Source organism: Nitriliruptor alkaliphilus DSM 45188 (assembly GCF_000969705.1).
Lineage (GTDB): Bacteria > Actinomycetota > Nitriliruptoria > Nitriliruptorales > Nitriliruptoraceae > Nitriliruptor > Nitriliruptor alkaliphilus.
On sequence record NZ_KQ033901.1, the window covers coordinates 2,052,599 to 2,071,362 of the forward strand.

The 18,764-nt window shown below is 73.0% G+C and carries 15 protein-coding genes; 8 read left to right on the plus strand and 7 right to left on the minus strand.

The window, feature by feature from the left end:
* The 7 genes from NITAL_RS09665 to NITAL_RS09695 form a co-directional block, all read right to left on the minus strand.
* Positions 1-990: a potassium channel family protein gene (locus tag NITAL_RS09665; protein WP_052666054.1), complete on the minus strand. Its 990-nt coding sequence runs from the start codon at positions 988-990 to the stop codon at positions 1-3.
* A 15-nt stretch (positions 991-1,005) separates the two neighbouring features.
* Positions 1,006-1,353, minus strand: coding sequence for a hypothetical protein (locus tag NITAL_RS09670; protein ID WP_052666055.1), 348 nt, complete (start codon positions 1,351-1,353; stop codon positions 1,006-1,008).
* A gap of 135 nt (positions 1,354-1,488) precedes the next feature.
* Positions 1,489-2,661, minus strand: coding sequence for a fatty acid desaturase (locus NITAL_RS09675; RefSeq protein ID WP_083442133.1), 1,173 nt, complete (start codon positions 2,659-2,661; stop codon positions 1,489-1,491).
* A 118-nt stretch (positions 2,662-2,779) separates the two neighbouring features.
* On the minus strand, positions 2,780-3,901 hold the full coding sequence (locus NITAL_RS09680; RefSeq protein WP_083441406.1) for a ferredoxin reductase: 1,122 nt from the start codon (positions 3,899-3,901) through the stop codon (positions 2,780-2,782).
* Positions 3,902-4,099: 198 nt separating this feature from the next.
* Positions 4,100-4,846, minus strand: a complete 747-nt coding sequence (locus NITAL_RS09685; protein WP_052666056.1) for a MerR family transcriptional regulator — start codon at positions 4,844-4,846, stop codon at positions 4,100-4,102.
* A gap of 99 nt (positions 4,847-4,945) precedes the next feature.
* On the minus strand, positions 4,946-6,109 hold the full coding sequence (locus NITAL_RS09690) for an alpha/beta hydrolase (protein WP_052666057.1): 1,164 nt from the start codon (positions 6,107-6,109) through the stop codon (positions 4,946-4,948).
* A gap of 66 nt (positions 6,110-6,175) precedes the next feature.
* Positions 6,176-7,822, minus strand: a complete 1,647-nt coding sequence (locus tag NITAL_RS09695; RefSeq protein ID WP_157041738.1) for a phospholipid carrier-dependent glycosyltransferase — start codon at positions 7,820-7,822, stop codon at positions 6,176-6,178.
* Positions 7,823-7,877: 55 nt separating this feature from the next.
* On the opposite strand from NITAL_RS09695, the gene rsmI reads away from it, so the two are divergent.
* The 8 genes from rsmI to rsmA all read left to right on the plus strand — a co-directional run bounded on the left by rsmI (position 7,878) and on the right by rsmA (position 18,683).
* Positions 7,878-8,744 carry a 16S rRNA (cytidine(1402)-2'-O)-methyltransferase gene (gene rsmI / locus NITAL_RS09700; protein WP_052669560.1) on the plus strand — a complete coding sequence of 289 codons (867 nt, stop codon included), beginning with the start codon at positions 7,878-7,880 and terminating at the stop codon, positions 8,742-8,744.
* A gap of 57 nt (positions 8,745-8,801) precedes the next feature.
* Positions 8,802-9,416 (plus strand): SigE family RNA polymerase sigma factor, encoded by a 615-nt coding sequence (locus tag NITAL_RS09705; RefSeq protein WP_052666059.1) that lies wholly within the window; start codon positions 8,802-8,804, stop codon positions 9,414-9,416.
* Positions 9,416-11,545, plus strand: a complete 2,130-nt coding sequence (locus NITAL_RS09710; RefSeq protein WP_052666060.1) for a hypothetical protein — start codon at positions 9,416-9,418, stop codon at positions 11,543-11,545. The genes NITAL_RS09705 and NITAL_RS09710 overlap by 1 nt, the downstream gene beginning before the upstream one ends.
* Positions 11,546-11,670: 125 nt before the next feature.
* Entirely contained in the window at positions 11,671-12,243 is a 573-nt protein-coding gene (locus tag NITAL_RS09715; RefSeq protein ID WP_245617729.1) for a SigE family RNA polymerase sigma factor, read from the plus strand.
* Positions 12,243-15,332, plus strand: coding sequence for a hypothetical protein (locus NITAL_RS09720; RefSeq protein WP_052666062.1), 3,090 nt, complete (start codon positions 12,243-12,245; stop codon positions 15,330-15,332). Before NITAL_RS09715 ends, NITAL_RS09720 begins: the two co-directional genes overlap by 1 nt.
* A 396-nt stretch (positions 15,333-15,728) precedes the next feature.
* A complete protein-coding gene (locus tag NITAL_RS09725; RefSeq protein WP_052666063.1) occupies positions 15,729-16,517 on the plus strand; it encodes a TatD family hydrolase in 789 nt (262 codons plus the stop codon).
* Positions 16,518-16,647: 130 nt separating this feature from the next.
* Positions 16,648-17,799: a resuscitation-promoting factor gene (locus tag NITAL_RS09730; protein ID WP_157041739.1), complete on the plus strand. Its 1,152-nt coding sequence runs from the start codon at positions 16,648-16,650 to the stop codon at positions 17,797-17,799.
* A 65-nt stretch (positions 17,800-17,864) separates the two neighbouring features.
* The gene (rsmA, locus tag NITAL_RS09735) at positions 17,865-18,683 is read left to right on the plus strand and encodes a 16S rRNA (adenine(1518)-N(6)/adenine(1519)-N(6))-dimethyltransferase RsmA (RefSeq protein WP_052666065.1); all 819 of its coding nucleotides are present in this window, start codon (positions 17,865-17,867) and stop codon (positions 18,681-18,683) included.
* Positions 18,684-18,764: the final 81 nt, after the last annotated feature.

Genomic DNA, 18,764 nt, shown 5'->3' on the forward strand with positions numbered 1-18,764 from the left:
CTACCCGGCGGACCGCTCGTACCAGACCGACTCCGCGGCGAAGGCGGACAGCCGGCGTCGGTGCTCGAGGAGTCGGTCGAGCTGGTCGGCGAACGTCGCGTCGTCCACGGTCGGGATGCCGGCATCGCGCAGCGGGGCGAGATCGATGGCTGCCGGGGTGCGTGCGGACGCCAGGTCGAGGTCGAGGTTGTCGAGCAGCTGCGTGGTGGCGTGTCGGAAGTGGGCGAGCGCCTGGGGGTGGGGGCGCGACGGCTCGGTCACGCCGGCCTCCAGGATGGTCACCGCCTCGTCGAGGGCGTGGAGCTGGATCGCCAGATCGGTCCTCGGACTGGCGCTGTGGAAGTAGTGCAGGATCGGGTAGGCGAGGTGGCGCTCGGCGGTCTGCAGGACCTGCTCGGCCAGCCGGGGCAGTTGGGCCTCCACCCACCGGAAGGAACCCTCGTGCCAGCTGCGCAGGACGATCTCGTGGGGTGACGCACCCAGCCCGGCGATGGAGTTCGCCTGTGCCCGGCGGACGGTGACGGCGGTGACGACCGGGATGAAGTAGGTGATGGCCAGCGTGGTCAACGCGAGGCCGGATGCCACGGCGAAGCCGGTCAGCATCTGCCACGGTGGTCCGTTCGGTACCACGTCGCCCACACCGAGGGTGAAGATCGTGAAGCCCGCGTAGTAGACGCGGGACCAGCCATCGGCGGGTTCTCCGTCGAGGAACGTCACCACGGCGTCCGGGCTCGACGAGAAGATCAGGGCCCACCCGCTCCAGAGCAGCAGCAGCCACGTGCCGACCGTCAACACCACCACGACGGGGCCCGAAAGACGCATCGTGACCGATCCGGGCCGGGCGAACCGTCCCACGATCGACCACACGGCTCGGGCGACCCGTGAGGTCAGCGGCCCGCCTGCGCTGGAGGCCACCACGGTGGTGGAGAGGGCGTCGTAGGTGACCGTGCCGAGCAGCAGAACCCCGACCGGGAGCATCCAGACCGACATCGGGCCTCCGTGGTGTCAGTGCTGCGGGCGCTCCTCGTCGGACAGCGGCGCGGTCTGACCGTCGTCCTCGGTCATGCGGTCGGCGACGTCGGCGTCGAAGCCCTGCGACTCGGGCAGATCGTCGGACGACCTCGCTGCCCGCGGTGGCTCGTCGTCGCGGTGGAACGGATCGGGGTCGTCGACCCGTCCGGCACCCACATCGAGCCCGTCGGCATCGGGGCTGCCCTGGAGTTCGTCGGCGATCTCGGCGGCGTCGATGTCGTCCGGCTCGATCACGTCGTCACGGGGTGGCTGGTCGTCGGTGTGCCGTTCGACCTCGAAGCTGGTGTTGTCGTCGCGGACGTTGTCGTCACGCACGCTCACGGTGGCCTCCTCGTCGGGTGGTCCACCGTGGTCCGGATGTCGAGGCGATGGGGCCCGGGACCACGGACGAAGGGCCGGCGCCCCGACCGATCCGTTGGACGGATGGCGGGGACCGGCCCTCGAGGTCCGCGGCGGTCAGGCAGCGAGGTCGGCGCCCTCACGCTCGATGCGTGCCTGGGCGCCGATCTCGGCGAGCGCGTCGACGGTCCGCGACGAGCGGCGGACGAGGCCACGGACCATGCCGGGGAGGTCGTCGGGGACCGACAAGCGCACGACCCGCTTGACGACGGTGCCGAACTGCTTGTGCAACGGGCCGGTGTTGTAGGGCAGGTCGTAGCGGTCGGCGAGCTCGCGGACGTCGGCCGCGATCGAGGCGTAGCGCCAGGCCGGCAGGTCCGGGAAGAGGTGGTGCTCGATCTGGTGCGACAGGTTGCCGGTCAGCACGTGGAAGACCGGGCCGCCCGTGAGGTTCGCCGAACCGAGCATCTGCCGCAGGTACCACCGCGCCCGGGTCTCGCCCTCGATGTCCTCCTCGGTGAACATCTCGACACCCTCGGGGAAGTGGCCGCAGAAGATGACGGTGAAGGCCCACACGTTGCGCAGCAGGTTGGCGCCGAGGTTGCCGGCGATCACGAACGGTGCGGCCGGGCCGGCCAGCAGCGGGAACAGCAGGTAGTCCTTCTTGGCCTGCGCCCCCGCCTTGGCGCGGATGGCGGCGAGGATCGGCTTGGCGTCGTCCATCGGCTTGTCGCCGCTGGTGAGCTTCTCGACCTCGAGTTCGTGCAGCGCGACCCCGTACTGGAACATCAGCGACAGCAGGAACATGGAGAGCGGGTTGCCGAGGTCGCGTGGGCGCCAGCGCTGCAGCTCGCTGACCCGCAGCAGGCCGTAGCCGACGTCCCGGTCCTTGCCGACGACGTTGGTGTAGGTGTGGTGGACCACGTTGTGGCCGTGCTTCCACTGGCTGGCCGGCGCCGCGTTGTCCCACTCGTAGGCCGAGGAGTGCAGGCGCGGGTCCTCCATCCAGTCGTACTGGCCGTGCATGATGTTGTGGCCGATCTCCATGTTGTCGAGGATCTTGGAGAGGCCGAGCGCGGCGGCACCGCCGATGAGGGCCGGCGGGAAGAAGCCGGCGAACAGCAGGCCCCGGCCGCCGACCTCGAGCGCCTTCTGCAGGCGGACCATGGCGTGGATGTAGCGCCGGTCGGTCTCGCCGAGGTCGTCGAGGTGGCGCTGGCGGATCGCGTCGAGCTCACGGCCGAGCTCATCGACCTGCTCGGCGGTCAGGTGGGCCGCACAGGGCGGCAGGCGGTAGTCGGCCGCCGAGGCGAGCTCGTCGGGGCGTAGCGCGTTGGGCGCGGGCGGGAGGTCGAGTTCGATGGGCACGGAGGCTCCTTCGACGTGCGGAAGCGGGAAGGGGAGCTGCCTACAGGTCCAGGACGACGTCGCCGGCGGGGACGGTCACGCAGATCTGGACCCGGGCGTCCGGGGTGTCGTTGACGCGGCCGTCGCGCAGGTCGGTGACGGCGCCCTCGGGCTTGAAGCGGGTGCAGGTGTGACAGATGCCCATGCGGCAGCCGTTCTCGGGCGCCAGCCCGGCCGCCTCGGCCTGCTCGAGCAGTGAGCGGCCGTCATCGGTCACCTCGATGCCGGACCGCTCGAACCGGATGGTCCCGCCGGCGACGCCCTCGAGCCGGACGAGCGCCCTCGGGGTGAACCGTTCGACCTGCAGCAGGTCGCTCACACCGCCGGCGGCGTACACCTCCTCGAGTGCGTCGATCAGGCCGGTCGGGCCGCAGGCGAAGGTGAGCGTCTCGCGGTGGTCCGGTGCCACGACGTCGAGGTGGGCGGCCTCGAAGCGTCCGGTGAGCACCTCGCCGGGTTCGCCGCCGGTGGGGACGATGTGGAGGTCGACGCCGGGCAGCCGGTCGGCGATGGCTTGGAGGTCGGCGAGGAACGGTACGTCGGCGCGGCTGCGGGCGTAGTGCAGGAAGGTGACCGAACCGGTGTGGTCCTCGTCGGCCAGCGTGCGCAGCATGGAGACCACGGGGGTGATCCCGCTGCCGCCGCTGATCAGCAGGAGACGCTCGGGTCGGGGGTCGGGCAGCACGACCTCGCCGGTCGCGGCCGAGCAGTGCAGCACGGCGCCGACGTTGGCCTGCTGGTGCAGCCAGCCCGAGACGAGGCCGCCCTCCTTGCGCTTGGCGGTGATCGTGAAGCGGCCGTCGGCACGGTGCGCGGACGAGGACACCGAGTAGGTCCGGGTCTGGATCACCCCGTCGATCGGGACACCGATCCGGACGTGCTGGCCGGGCAGCGCCCCCTGCCACACGTGGTCGGGCTGCAGGGTGAGCGTCACGGTGTCGGCGGTGTCCGGGTGCACCTCGACGACCTGGGCGCGGCCACCTTCGAGGGTCCACAGCGGGTGGACGGACTCGAGGTAGCGGCTCACGCTGTGCGGGCTCGCCAGGCCCTCGAGGAGGGACGAGCCGAGCAGCGAGCGCAGCGACGCCGGCAGGGGGCGACGAGGGGCGCTGAGCAGGGGCATCGCAGGGCTCCATGACGGGGCAGCAACTTACGGTGCCGTAACGATGACAGCTTCTACTGTCTCAGTCAAGAGGGCAGACGGTCACCCAGTTCCTGGCTCCTGAGCGCCAGGAACTGCCACCCGTCCCCGGCCGTCGACGGAGGCGACGGCACTTCCTGGCGCCTGAGCGCCAGCAAGTGCGAGCCCGCGGTCAGGTGGTCAGGCGGGTGGGGCGGCCTCGTCGGGTCGCGCGGCTTCCTCGACGCGGTCGGCGACCGCCTGCGCCATCACCTGGTGGAACACCGCGAGGAGGGCGTCGCCGGCCAGGGGGCGGATGCGCTCGAGCGCCTCGCGGACCCGCTGCCACTCCTCGGCGGGCCGTCCCCTCGCGTCCCAGTCGGCGAGCACCACGTCGTCGAACAGCTCGACGTAGATCTGGGCGACGGCCATCGCGTGGGTACGCATCTGCTCGAGCACGTCGAGCTGACGGCCGATGGACGCGCCCATCTCGCTCAGTTCACGTCCGGCCTCGAGGACCGACGGCATCCGCACCCGCACCTTCTCGGGGTCCTCCGTCGCCTCGAACAGGCCGAGGTCGGCGGCGCGCTGGGCCTCGGCGCCGTCGGGGTCGGCGCCCTCGTAGCCCTGGAGGGCCTGCTCGACGGGCAGTTCGACGGGCTGCTCCACGACCCACTGGTCGAGCAACGCGCGCTTCATCTTCCGCAGCTCACCGGTGTCGACCGTGGCCCCGCCGCTGAGCAGCCAGCCGATCGCCTGCAGGTTCAGGCCCTCGGCCTGCAGCTCCTGGATGAGCGACAGCCGGTCGATGTGACGCCGGTCGTAGTAGCCGAGCCGCCCGCTGACCTCCGGGGGAGGCAGCAGCCCGCGGGTCTGGTAGTAGCGGATGTTCCGGCTCGAGACGCCGGTCGCCTGGGCCAGCTCGTCGATCGTCATGCGCTTGGCCATCGGTGGTGCCACCTCGCAGGACCCGGCGGGACCGGGTGTCCCGCCGACCCGACGCTAGCTGGCGGTGCCTCGCGTGTTGCCGTGGCGCCATGGTGCGGGTCAGTCGAGGACGGAGGTCAGGAAGGCGGTCAGGTCGGTGTCGAAGCGGTCCGGGTCGGCGTTCCACTCCCGGACGTGTTCGACGTCGTCGTAGACCTCGAGCTGGACGAGGTCCGGACGTGCGTCCGCGAGCTGGCGGCTGCCGTCGAACGGGACGGTGCTGTCGCCGGTGCCGTGGGTGACCAGCATCGGTACGTCGTAGGCGTCGACCACGTCGTCGGCGGCGTGCTCGAGGCGGTGGAAGCGCATGCCCGAGCGCAGCGTCGCGATGATCTTCGTGGACCACAGCAGCGGTGGGATCGCGAGGTCGGGGATGTCACGTCCCTGCGCCTGCAGGACGAGGGTGTCGTGCATGGACACCAGGGGGCTGGTCAGCACCGCGCCGATCGCCCGGTCACCGTGCTCACCGCGACGCAGCCACCCGAGCGTCAACGAGGCGCCCTGCGACGAGCCGACGACCACCAGCCGCTCGGCCCCCTCCTGCTCGACGAGGTGGTCGACGGCCGCCTGCAGGTCCTCCCACTCGGTGTCGCCGAACCGGCCCCAGCCGTCGGGGTCCGCGGGAGCCTCCGGGTCGTTGCGGACGCTGACCACCAGCGCGTCGAGGCCGACGGCGTGGACGGACCGGAGCGTCCGGTGCAGCTCCTCGCGGGTGGCGCCACGGCCGTGAACCATGACGGCGACGTCACCCTGCCGGGCCACGTCCGCCTCGTCGTCGCCGGGTACGAACCAGGCGGGCAGGACGCCGTCGGGACCGGCGACGTCGACGTCCTCGAACGGCAACCCGAGCGCCTCCATCGGGTCGCCTCGGAAGGTGGTGGCGCGGGCGGTCCCGACGTCACCTGGCTCGGGCCAGTCGCCGTCGAGCACGGTCGCGGTGCGGGTGACTGCCTCGTCGTCAGTGGCCAGGACCTCGCCGAGCTCCAACGTCGCGGTCGCCGTCCAGAACCCGAGACGTTCCAGCTCCACGAGGTCGCCCTCACTCGCGGTCAGGGTGACCTCGCCGCTGGACCCGTCCACCGCGACGACCTCGACGTCGTAGGTCGGGTCCTCGGGCTGCGGAGCGGGCAGCAACTCGGCGGTGTAGTACCAGCCGCCGGCGCCGAGACCGAGGACGAACACCACCGCCAGCACGGCCGCGGTGGTGCCGAGGACCTTGCGCATGGGGGGCTCCGTGTGGGTCCGGCTCGGCGGTTCGGGGAGGTGTTCCGGGTCGCCGACGGCGTCGGCTCACACCCAGCTGTGCAGCCACCAGCGCTGGCGCAGCACCGCTTCGTCCACCGGCACGCCGTACCAGAGGGGGGAGAAGTACACGAAGAGCGCCACGGCCGCTGCCAGAACGAGCCACGAGATCGTCGTGCCGAGCGGCCGAGCCGGGTCAGGCACACCTCGCTGGTGTCCCCGGCGTCCGTCGATCACGCCGCCGACGCCGGTGCCAGCGGTCGCGCCGAGGACCGCGACCGCCACGGCCGTGGGGGTCGCGGCGCCCAGCAACGACGCTGTGGCGCCGGCCACGATCGCCGCCCCCGCACCGATCGGGAGGGTCACCAGCCGCCGGGCCGATCGGTCCAGCTCGGCGCCGGCGATCACCACGGCCAGGGCGAGCGCCGGTACGAGCGGGGCGGTGTAGAAGCTGAAGACGGGCCGGGCGACGACCAACCACGGCAGGTACTGCGCCCCGAGCATCACCAACGGGACGACCGCCGTGCCCTCCCGGCGGCGCAGCGCGGCGGCTGCCAGCGGGACCAGGACGAGTGCGGACCACCACAGCGCGGGGTTGCCGAGGATGGCGACTTCGCTGGCCTTCCCCGGCACCCCGAGGCACGGCTCGCCGTCCTCGCCGTGGGTGCCGTCCTCGTCGCAGCTCTCGTAGTGGGCGACCACCGGCCGGTGCTGGGTCGGCCAGGTCGTCGCCGGGGCGCGGTAGGGGTGGTCCGCGTCGAGGCCGGTGTGGAAGCGAAGGACGGCGCCGTGGTGCCGGGCGAGGCCGGCGACCCGATCCCCGAGCGACGGGTCGCACGTCCCGCCGGCGGCCTCGATCGGCTCGCACTGCGCAGCCGCCGTGTGGCTGGCGGGGTAGCCGACGAGCCACGGCACCCAGCTGAGGGCGTACACGGCGATAGGGGCGATGATCAGGGCGAGCGCGACGGGGGCGGCGGCACGCGCCACCTCGCGGGGTCCGAGGCGCTCCGTCGCACGTCGCCTGCGTGCGGCCAGCTCCCAGCCGGCCGCCAGCAGCCCCGCGCCGCCGAGCGCGAGCAGCCCCGACCACTTGGTCGCGGTGGCCAGACCGAACAGGATGCCGGCAGCGACCAGCGGCGCCCGGGACACCCGCGGGGCGACGAGGTGGCCCGCGCTGACACCCTCGGCGTCACGACCGGTGCGGACGGTGACGTCGCTGGCCCGGGACGTGGCGCGCTGGTGATCGACCACCAGGGCCAGGGTCCCGAGGGTCACCAGTGCCGCGAGCGCCGCATCGAGCATCGCCATCCGTGCCAGGGTCAGCCATACCCCGTCGAGCGCGACGAGCGCGCCGGCCACCACGCCGAGGCCGATGCGGCCGGTCAGCCGCCGACCGAGCTCCACCGTCGCGGCGACGGCCAGCACCGCCAGCAACGCGCCGCCGATCCGCCACCCCACCGGGCTGTCACCGACGACGGTGATCCCGAGCGCGATGACCCACTTGCCGAGGGGCGGGTGCACCGCGAACCCGTCATCGACTCCCGTGGCCAGCATCGCCCGGGCATCACCGACGTAGTAGGCCTCGTCGAAGACGATGCCCGGCGGCGTGCCGAGGTGGGTCAGGGCCACGGCGGCGGCCGACGCCGCGACGGCGAGCGTCGCAACGATCGCGGCGGAGCGGCGGCGTCGGGTCACGGCCCGGAGCGTACGCTCGGCCTCCCGTGCGACGTGACAGCGGGTGGAGGCACCGGTGAGCGACGAGGCAGCGGCGGCGGGTGCCCTGATCGTGGTGGCGACCCCGATCGGCAACCTCGGCGACCTGTCGACCCGCGCCGCGCAGGCGCTGTGCGACGCCGACCTCGTCCTCGCCGAGGACACCCGCCGGACCGGCAAGCTGCTCGCCCACGTGGGCAGCGAGGTCCGCCAGCTGTCGCTGCACGAGCACAACGAGCGCGAGCGCGCCGACGAGGTCATCGCCCGTCTGGTGGACGGTCAGCGCCTGGTGTTGGTGTCCGACGCGGGGACGCCTGCTGTGAGTGACCCCGGGTACCGGCTGATCGCGGCGGTGGTCGCGGCCGGCCACCGGGTCGAGGCGATCCCGGGTGCCTCGGCGCTGCTGACGGCGCTGGTGGTGTCCGGGCTGCCGACCGACCGGGTCGCGTTCGAGGGCTTCCTGCCGCGCAAGGGTGGGGCACGCCGCGACCGGCTGGCCGAGCTGGCCGGCGAGCGACGCACGATGGTGCTGTACGTGTCCCCGCACCGGGCCGAGGACGACCTCACCGACCTCGCCGGGTCGCTCGGTGCCGACCGTCCCGCCGCGCTCTGCCGCGAGCTGACCAAGCTCCACGAGGAGGTGCTCCGCGGCGGGCTCGGCCAGCTCGCGGTGACCGTGGCCGACGGTGTCCGTGGGGAGCTGACCCTCGTCGTCGCCGGGGCACCCGACGTCGTGCCCGAACCCGCGGACGACGCCGAGCTGGTGGCCCGGGTCCGGGCCCGGGAGGCCGACGGGCTGGCGCGGAAGGCCGCGATCGCCGAGGTGGCACAGGCGGCCGGCGTGCCGAAGCGCGCGGTCTTCGACGCGGTGGTCGCGGCCAAGCACGCACCCGGGTCCTCGTAGGCGACCATCCTCGATGCAACCTCGACGTGCCGGCGCGCGTCGGGAGGGGCGGAGGGGATGCCCGCCGACAGGTCGTCGGTCGCCTGCATCCACGACGAGATGGGGACGAACGTGCTCGCGATGGTCAGGGCGGGGGTGACGGAGGACTCGTTCGCCGTCGTCTACAACGCCCACCACCGCCGGGCGGTCCGGCTCGCCTACCTGTTGGTCAGCGACCCGGACCAGGCCGAGGACGTGGTGTCCGAAGCCTTCGCGAAGGTGTACGTGCGGTGGCGCAAGGGCGACGTCCGCGACGTCGGGGCCTACGTGCGCCGCGCCGTCGCCAACGAGGCCAACAGCCGACTGCGCCGCCGCTACCTCGAACGCCGCGTCGCGGCCGCACGGTCGGGTGACGATCGCGGCGTGCGCCTCGTCGACGAGGCGGCAGCCGAGCACGACGCGGTGTGGCAGGGCATCCAGCGCCTGCCCGCCAAGCAACGAGCCGCCGTCGTCCTCCGCTACTACGAGGACCTGTCCGAGGCCGAGACCGCCGACATCCTCGGCTGCTCGGTCGGCACCGTGAAGTCCAACACCTCGCGCGGGCTGGCTCGCCTGCAGGAGTTGCTCGGCGGGCCGGACGGTCGCGCCTCGAGGGACCCGGATACGACGACGAGCCTCGGAGGTGATCGCTGATGGACCCCATCGAACAGCGCGTCCGCGACTCGCTGCGTGCCCGCGCCGAGGGCGCCGAGCCGACCCCGCAGCTGTACCGCGGCGTCCAGGCGCGGATCGCCCGGCGTCGCCGCCAGAAGCTCCTCGCGTGGGTGCCGGCCGGCGCCGCCGCCCTCGGTGTCGCCGTCGCCGTCCCGTTCCTGCTCACCAGCGGCGGACCGGAGGTGCCGCGCATCGAGGACTACTCGGACCAGCTCCCGATGAGCCCGGCCACCCCCGACCGTGCGGTCATCCACGACGTCGACGGTGGGATGGGCATCCTCGACCTCCGCGAGGGGACGGTCACCGACAGCGGGGTGCAGACGCCACCGCAGGGTCCGCTGACCGGTCTGGCCGTGCCCGCTGCCGACCGCGGCGATGACCCCGCGTGGGTCGCCCTGGAGCAGGCACCCGGCACCGAACCGTCCTGGACCATCTTCCGTCCCGGTGTCAGCGAGGTCAGCGCGACCTTCCCCAGCGTCATCGGCGACGGCGGGATGGCGGTCAGCGACGACGGCGGGTGGGTCGCCTACCTCACGAGGGGCGAGGAGGCCGACGGGTACGTCGTGACGGTCGCCAACACCCTGCTGGACGGCGAGATGGAGATCCACACCTTCGGCAACGTCAGCGAGGACGCCCGCATCCTCGACTGGGGAGGTCCGATCGAGCGGGGTTCGGGTGCCATGTCCGAGATCCTGGTCGCCACCGCGAACGGCACCCTCACGAGCTTCGAGGTCGTCGGGGTCGATGGGGAGTTGACCGCCGTCAGCGACCCGGTGACCGTCGAGGACGCCGCCCAGGTGCTGGCGGCCAGCCTCACGCACGATGGCTCCCCCGAGCCGAGTTCGTCCCGTTACCAGCTCGAGCAGGTCGGCAACGACCGCCACGTCCGGCTCGTGGGCGAGACCTCCGGCGAGCTCGACGTCACAGGGCTGGTCGGGGAGGCCGACGCCGCGGACCTCTGGCTCGACGCCTGGGGTGACGCCACGCTGCTCGGCGACGGCCGCTCGGTTTGGTTGCTGCGCCACGACGGCGAGGGCGACTTCGCCACCCCCGTCGCGCTGCCCGAGGGCACCGTCCGTGCCGCTCTGGTCGGCAAGGACGTGGCCCCACCCGAACCCGAGCCGCAGCCCGAACCGACCCCGGAGGTGACCCCGCCCGGCGAGGAGGGCATCGACGACGGGGACGTCGAGGAGGCCCCCGCGGTGCAGCAGCTGCCCGGCCCGATCGTGGTGACCACCGCCGACGCGGTGGTGCTGCGACGGGCGGACGGCTCCGAGGTCGATCTGCTGCGCTACCCGGCCCCGCCGGGCATGAACCTCGAGGCAGCCGTCCGCCCGGGCAGCACGCCGGACGACCTGACGGTCGTGGTCGCCCGCACCTCCGAGGGGCTGACCGACCTGCGCTGGATCGAGGTCGCCGGCGGCGAGGTGTTGGAGACGCCCATGTTCCAGGACGCGTACGCACCGCTCGGAGCGACCGATCCTGGGGTCAGGTTGAACGGGTTGGCGTGGACCCCGGACGGGTCGAAGCTGCTGTGGATGGAGCGCCACGATGACGGCCCCGCGACCCTGCGCACCATCGGCTGGGACGGCGGTCCTGGCACGGGCGACACGGCCACGGACAACGCCAGCTTCGAGGCGCCGTTCGCCTTCGATGCCGGCCTGGTCGACGTGCTCGACGTCGGAGGGGGTCGCCTCGTGGCCCGCTTCGCATCGCAGGACGACAACCGCGGGTGGTACCGCTGGGTGCTCGAGGTCCAGGGCGACGGTGCCCTGGCCATCCCGGCGGGCAGTGAGCCCGAGCTGGTCACCTCACCGGTGAGCCAGGGCGGCGTCACGGCCCTCGCCGGCGCCGACGACGAGTCCCGGCCGACGTGGCTGCTGATCTTCGAGTTCGAGGGGCCACGCCTGGTCGCCGATCCCTTCGGATCCCCACGCGACGTCGTGCTGCCCGACGGTGTGGCCCCCGGTGACGGCCTGCCCGAGACGTGGCTCCACGTCCTGGGTGACGGCGTGATCGTGGGCGGGTCCGGCCAGGCCTGGTTCATCGACGCCGATGGTGGGTCTCGCGCGCTCGGGGAGGCGGTGGACGCCGATCCCCTGCGCTGACCTCCGGCAGGTTCACCGGATGACATCCGGGGAACCTCGCCGGGGAGGTGGGCGTCCTGGTGCACACAGGCCTCCTGCGTGGGAGGCTCGGGTGCAGTGGATGAGGGACGCAGCCGGTGCTGGCGATGGTTCGGGCGGGGACGGACGAACAGGGCTTCGCGGCCGTGTTCGCCGCCGAACGCCAGCGCGCCGCCGGGCTGGCCTACCTGCTGGTCAACGACGCCGAGCTCGCCGAGGACGTCGTCGCCGACGTGTTCGCGCGCATCCTGGTGCGCTGGCGGCGCGGTGAGATCCGCGACGTCGCGGCCTACGTGCGACGCGCCGTGGTCAACGAGGCCAGATCGAAGCTGCGACGTCGCTACCTGGAACGCCGCGTCGGTCAGGCACGTTCGGGCGACGACCGCGGCGTTCGGCTGGTCGACGACCACGCCGCCGACCGCGACCAGGTGTGGCAGGCGCTCCGCCGCCTCCCCGTTCCACAACGGACCGTGCTGGTCCTGCGCTACTACGAGGACCTGTCGGAGGCCCAGACGGCGGAGGTCCTCGGCGTCTCGGTGGGCACGGTCAAGTCCCGCGCGTCTCGGGGTATCGCCCGCCTCGAGGAGCTCGTCGAGGATCCACGCGTCGCGGACGGCGCCGTGTCTCGTACCAAGCCCGCTGGAACCGGGGAACCGACGACCTCGGGAGGTGGCTGCTGATGGCCCCCATGGAGGACCGCCTGCGCGCGACGCTGCAGGAGCGCGTCGACGACGTCACCACCGCCCCCGCGCTGTACCGGCACGTGAAGGCGCGCGCGGCACGACGACGGCGCCGCCGACTGCTCACCGCCGTCCCCGCCGGCGCCGCAGCCTTCGGCCTCGCCCTGGCCGTCCCGCTCCTGCTCGAACGGGGCCCGGACGTGCCCCGCATCGACGACTTCGCCGAGCAGCTGGCCACGCAGGCGGGACCGAACGTCCCCGATCGACTCGTGGTCGTCCGTGACGGTGCGGTCGGGCGCCTCGACCTCGCCACCGGCGGCACCCAGGATCTCGGCAGGCTGGTGGCCGACGGCGCCGCACTCGCGACCCCCGGTGAGGTCGCCGACGACCTGCTTGCGGCCGCGTTGGACAGCCGCCGCGACCTCTCGTTGATCGGTGACGGGGTCGGGGCCGTCCACGCGGGGCTCGACGTGGCAGCCGACGGCGGCGTCGTGCTCAGCCCCGACGGACGTTGGGTCGCGTTGGTGACCTCGGGCGGCTCTGCTTCTGACCTGCTCCTGATGCCGACCGCCGCTGAGGATGCTGACGCGGACCGGGGCTGGACGGCGGTCCGTCTGTCCGAAGGCGCGGTGCTTCAGGACTGGACCGCCGGTGCACAGCCCGGTACCACCGCCGTCGTCGTCCGGACCGCGCAGGGCCAGCTGCGCACGGTCGAGTTGCAGGAGGCCGACGGGGACGGCACGTCGCTCCGAACGGCGCCGAACCAGACCGACCTCGCCTCGCTGCTGCCGACCACGGTCCTGGCGGTCGCCAGCTCGCACCTCGATCCGGAACGTGAGCTCGGTGGGCCCGTGTACAGCCTGGTCCCCGTGGCCGGTGGCGTCGAGCTCCGGGTCACCGAGGCGGGCGCCATCACCACTGAGCTGGACGTCACAGCGCTCCTCGACGGGGCCGAGGCTCCGGCGGTGTGGCTCGACGCTTGGGGGGACGCGGCGGTGTTCGGGGACGGGGAACGCACGTGGATCGCGATGCGCGACGGCAGCGGCGCGTTGCTCGCGCCCCGGGCCCTGCCCGACGGGGTGACCCGCGCGGCTCCCATCGCTCAGGAGATCGTGACCCCCGCGGTGGCGGCCCTCCCGGGCGATCCCGACCACGCGCTGCTGGTGCTGGATGACGGGACGCTCGTCGCGGACGACCTCGCCACCGGTGAGCGCACCGAGCTGCACCCACCCGTGAACCGGAACATGACCGTCCACAGCTTCACCGTGTCGGTCGGCTCGACCATCGACGACTTCGTCGCGGTGGGCTACGACGATGGTGCCAGCGACGACCTCGGGCTCGTGGTCTACGTCCGTCGCGACGGTGGGGACGTCGTGGCCGCGCTCACGCCGAACCGCGACATCCCCGGGTTCGCGAGCAACCGCTCCGCCTACGTCGTCTCGCCCGACGGCCGCCACATCGCGTACCTCGGACGATCCGGGGAAGAGGCTGTGACCTACGTGGTCCCCATCGACCTCCGGACGGCTGCGCTCGCGGTGGACCGGGCGGGTGTCATCGACGGCGGGCCGACGTTCGTGCAGGACTGGACGGGAGCGGTCACCGACGTGGGTGACCGCAGCCGCCTGGTCGGCAGCCTCGGTGAGGAAGGCTTCGTCGAGCAGACCCTCGAGCGCACGGAGGACGGGTTCGCGGTCCGGGCGACCAGGGAGCTCCTCCCGCCCCCGGGAGCCGAGGTCGGGCAGGCCTCGGTGGCCTTCACCTCGCAGGTGCCAGGGCAGGACGGGGACCCCCGCTTCGAACTGATCCGGCCCGAGCTCTCCGGCGGCGGCGAGCACGACGCTGCGCTCCTGCGCTACGTCGTGGGCGACCAGGTGCTGGCCGAGCGCAAGGTCCCGTTCGGCGGCCGGCTTGGGAACGTCTCCCTCGCGGCGCGCGGCGGGACGGCGCTCATGGTCGCTGACCGGGTCTTCGGAGCGGGTCAACCGGACGACGGCGTCGGCCGCGCTTTCGTGGCGCGCGTGGCGACGACGGCGGACGGCGGCCTCGAGATCGTGCTCCCGCAGGTGCTCGGCGACGGCCCGATCGTCGGCGCGCTGCTCGGTGGCGTCGAGGGGCCCCGCGAGGCCACCGAGGGCACGGTGACCGATCGCATGCCAGCGGGGGAGCCGACCGTTCCGATGGTGCAGGCGGATGCGACCAGCGTGTGGCTGCGGCCCGGAGGTGGTGGGGACGATGTCCCGTTGCTCGACCTCGCTGACCAGGGTGACGCGACCGTGGTGGAGGTGGCGGTCCGGCCCGGCGGCACGGTCGACGACCTCACCGTGGCGGCGCTCGTCACCGAGGACGGGGTGACCGGCCTGCGCTACGTCGAGATCGTGGCCGGCGAACCCCGGCCACCGGTGACCGTCGATGACCCGGTGCTCGCACCGAACGCGCGCGACGACAGCGGCCTGACCCTGCACGGGATGGCCTGGACCCCTGACGGCGCCTCGCTGACGTGGTTGGAGCGGCTCGGCGACGACGGTCCGACCGTCCTCCGCGTCACGGGGTGGGACGACGGACCGGGCACGGGCGAGGGGCCGAGCGACCACGACGGGTTCGAGACACCGGCCGTCGATGGCGCCGCCGTGCGGGTGGTCGACTGGGTCGACACGGCCGACGGCTGGTTCCTCCGCTTCCTCGCCACGGACGGCGAGCCCGGCACGTGGGTGTGGCGCTTCGAGCGTCTGGCGGACGGTTCGCTGAGCCCCGATGACGACGGCCCGCAGTTCACGTCGGGCGCCGCCGCCGAGGGACCCCGGTTCGAGGTGGCCGCGCTGCACGCGTTCGCCGGCTTCGACGCGGTCGCCCAGCCGACGTGGCGGCTCGTCGATCGGACCGTCGGCGGCTCGACGATCACGCGTCCGCTACCCGAGGGGCACCTCGACCTGCCGCCTGAGCTCATCGAGGGCGGCCAGCTCGACGCGGCCTGGATGCACCGCCTCCCCGACGACGGCGTCCTCCTCGGAGCGGAGGGACGCGCGTTCCTCCACGGCACCGACGGATGGGTCGATCTCGGGCTCGCGGTTGACGCCGAGCCGGTCCGCTGAAGCCGCCGCTCACCTCCCGCTCACTCGGAGCAGCGGGGGGTGAGCGGCCCCCGCTCCACACGCGACCGGTAGCAACCGCACGCTCTCGACCGTGTGCTTGCTACCGGTTGCAGCTGCACCTGCAGCGCGGGATGGCGGCTACCGGTTGCAGGCCCACGTGCCTGGCGGGCCGTTCGCTACCGGTTGCAGGTTCGCGTGGACGGGACCGAGCGGGCGAGGCCGGTGCTCTGGTACGCTCCTCCCTGACCCGCCCACGTGGCGGGTCGTGTCGTGTCCGGACCTCGCGATCGCGGGTGCTGGTCGGGGGAGCGGCGTTGAGCGACGTCGCCCGCTGGCCCAGCCGTCCTGTCGGTGCTGCCCCAGGCCACGACCTCGTCCCCACCTGAAGGCTTCGCTGTGCCGTACGTCGACACGCACTGTCACCTCGATCACCACTTCGACCTGTCCGCTTCCGCGCAGGTCGCGAAGGCGCGTGCTGCCGGGGTCACCACGATGATCACCGTGGGGACCGACATGGCGTCGTCGACGGAGGCCGTCAGCACCGCGCGCCGTCACGACGGCGTGTTCGCCGCCGTGGGTGTGCACCCCAACGATGCGATGGAGGCCAGCCCCCAGGTCATGGAGGTCATCGGCCGCCTGGCCACCGAACCGGACGTCGTCGCGATCGGTGAGACCGGCCTGGACTACTACCGGGACCACACCACGCCGAAGCAGCAGGAGGCCTCGTTCCGGGCCCACATCGACCTCGCCGTCGAGCACGACCGGACCCTGATCGTCCACTGCCGCGAGGCGTGGGACGACCTGCTGGACGTCCTCGATGCGCACGGGGCGCCCGAGCGTGTCGTCATGCACTGCTTCTCGGGCGACGAGAAGGTCGTGGCGCGATGCGCCGAGCACGGCTGGTACCTGTCGTTCGCCGGGAACGTGACGTTCAAGAACGCGGGTGTGCTGCGCGACGCAGCAGCCGCCACCCCCCTCGAGTTGCTGTTGACCGAGACCGACTCGCCCTACCTCACCCCGCACCCCCACCGCGGCGAGGCCAACGATCCCTCGTACCTGCCGTTCACGCTGCGCACGCTCGCCGAGCTCCACGGACGTACGGACGAGGACCTGGCCGACGTGGTGATGGCCAACGCGATCCGTGCCTTCGCGCTGCCCACCCAGGACCCGTCGGAGCCCACCTGACCTGCGACGGAACATCTCGCGGACGGCCGGCGATCAGCCGCTCTACGAGCCGCTTGAACGCCGCGCGGACACGGTGACCTGTCCGTTCGTCCCCGTCCGTTCGAGCGGGCCGTCCGTACGGTTCGCCCCCATGTCTCCCTCCCCTCGTAGCTCCCGCCTGCTGCGTCGTGCCCGCGGGTTGCTCAGTCTCAGCGTGCTCGGCCTCGCCGCCGTGCCGCTGATCGGTTGGTCCAGCCTCGTCGAGGTGGCCGTCGACGGCGAGCTGCTGTCGACGCGGACCTACGCATCGACGGTCGGTGACGTGCTCGCCCAGCTCGACGTGCCGGTCGGCCCGGCGGACCAGGTGACGCCCGAACCGGACGCCCCGCTGTCCGACGTCGACGTGATCGAGGTCGCACGCGCGATCACCGTGGACGTAGCCGTCGACGGGGCGGTCATCCGGCGGATCAGCGCCCCGGTCGCCTCGGTCGCGGCGGTGCTGCTGGAGGCCGACCTCGACGTCCGGGACCGGGGCGCTCGCATCGCACCCGCGTGGTCCGCGCCCGTCGAGGACGGCGACACGATCCACCTCGAGCTGCCGCGCACGCTGCGGCTGACGGTGGACGGTGGGACCCGCGAGGTCACCACCCTGGCCGGGACCGTCGGTGACGTCCTCACCGAGGAGGGCATCGAGCTCGGCCCCGACGACGTCGTGGACTGGGACCTCGCTGCAGCGATCCAGCCGCACACCAACGTGACCGTCGAGCGCGTGGCCTACGACGAGGTCGTCGAGGAGGTCGCGATCGCCCACGACGAGGTCCGGCGCGAGACCGACGACCTGCGCAAGGGCGTGACCCGGGTCGATGTCGAGGGACGCGACGGGGTCCGGCGCGACACCTACCGCGTGGAGCTGGTGGACGGCGAGGAGGTCGCTCGCGAGCTGGTCTCCTCCGAGGTCACCACCGAGCCGCGCGACCGCGTCGTCCTGGTCGGCACGTTCGTGCCGCCCCCGCCGCCCCCGAAGCCCGCCCCGGCGCCGGCGAGCTCGCCGCAGCCCGCGGGCGACGACGTGTGGGACCGGCTCGCCCGGTGCGAGTCCGGCGGCAACTGGTCGGCGCGTGGCACCTACCACGGTGGGCTGCAGTTCCACCCGTCGACGTGGTCGGCGCACAAGCCATCGGGTGCCCCGCAGTACGCCTACGAGGCCACCCGCGAGCAGCAGATCGAGGTCGGCAAGCGCGTCCAGCGCGCCCAGGGCTGGGAGGCCTGGCCGCACTGTTCCCGTCAGATCGGCGTCCGCTGACCGGCGCTGCGTAGCCTGCACCGGTCCACCGGCACGCGAGGTCCCTCCTGCTCACCCCCACCGAGGTGCAGCGGCTGCTGCGTGAGCACGGGCTGGCGCCGCGCAAGGCCGCGGGCCAGAACTTCGTGGTCGACCCGAACACCGTGCGCCGCATCGTGGCCGCGGCCGACCTCGCGCCGACCGACACCGTCCTCGAGATCGGTCCCGGCCTCGGGTCGTTGACGCTCGGCCTCGCCGAGGCGGTCGCACGCGTGGTAGCCGTCGAGATCGACGCCGGGATGGTCGGTGCGCTCGGCGAGGTGCTGGCGGATGTCGGCAACGTCGAGGTCGTCCACGCCGACGCGTTGCACACCGCGCTCGGTGAGCTGGTGGACGACGGCCCGGCGCGGCTGGTGGCCAACCTCCCCTACAACACCGCCACCCCCATCGTGATGCACGCCCTGGCCGACCCGGCGGTCGCGGACCTGTTCGTGATGGTCCAGCGCGAGGTCGGGGAGCGCTGGGCGGCCCGTCCTGGCCACCCCCTGCACGCGGGCGTGTCGGTCAAGCTCGCCCTGCAGGCCGATGCCGTGGTCGCCATGACCGTGCCCCGCTCGGTGTTCCACCCGGTCCCGAACGTCGACTCGGTGATGGTGCGCCTCACCCGACGTGCCGATGCGCCGACCGGCGCGCGGCGCGAACGGCTCCTGGCCTTCGTCGACGTGGCCTTCACCCAGCGCCGCAAGACCCTGCGCAACAACCTGCGCTCGCTCGCGCCACTCGAGGTCCTGACCGCCGCCGCAGACGAGGCGGACATCGACCTCGGAACACGAGCCGAGACCCTGGACGCGGTCGCGATCGCCCGGCTGGCCGACGCGCTGGAGGCCCGCGGTCGCGACGGCTGACGCACGGTCGGCCCGGCCGATGCGGCACCGGCGGGCCTCCTCCGTAGCATGGCGCGCGGTCGAGCGACGGCCAGAGTGCGG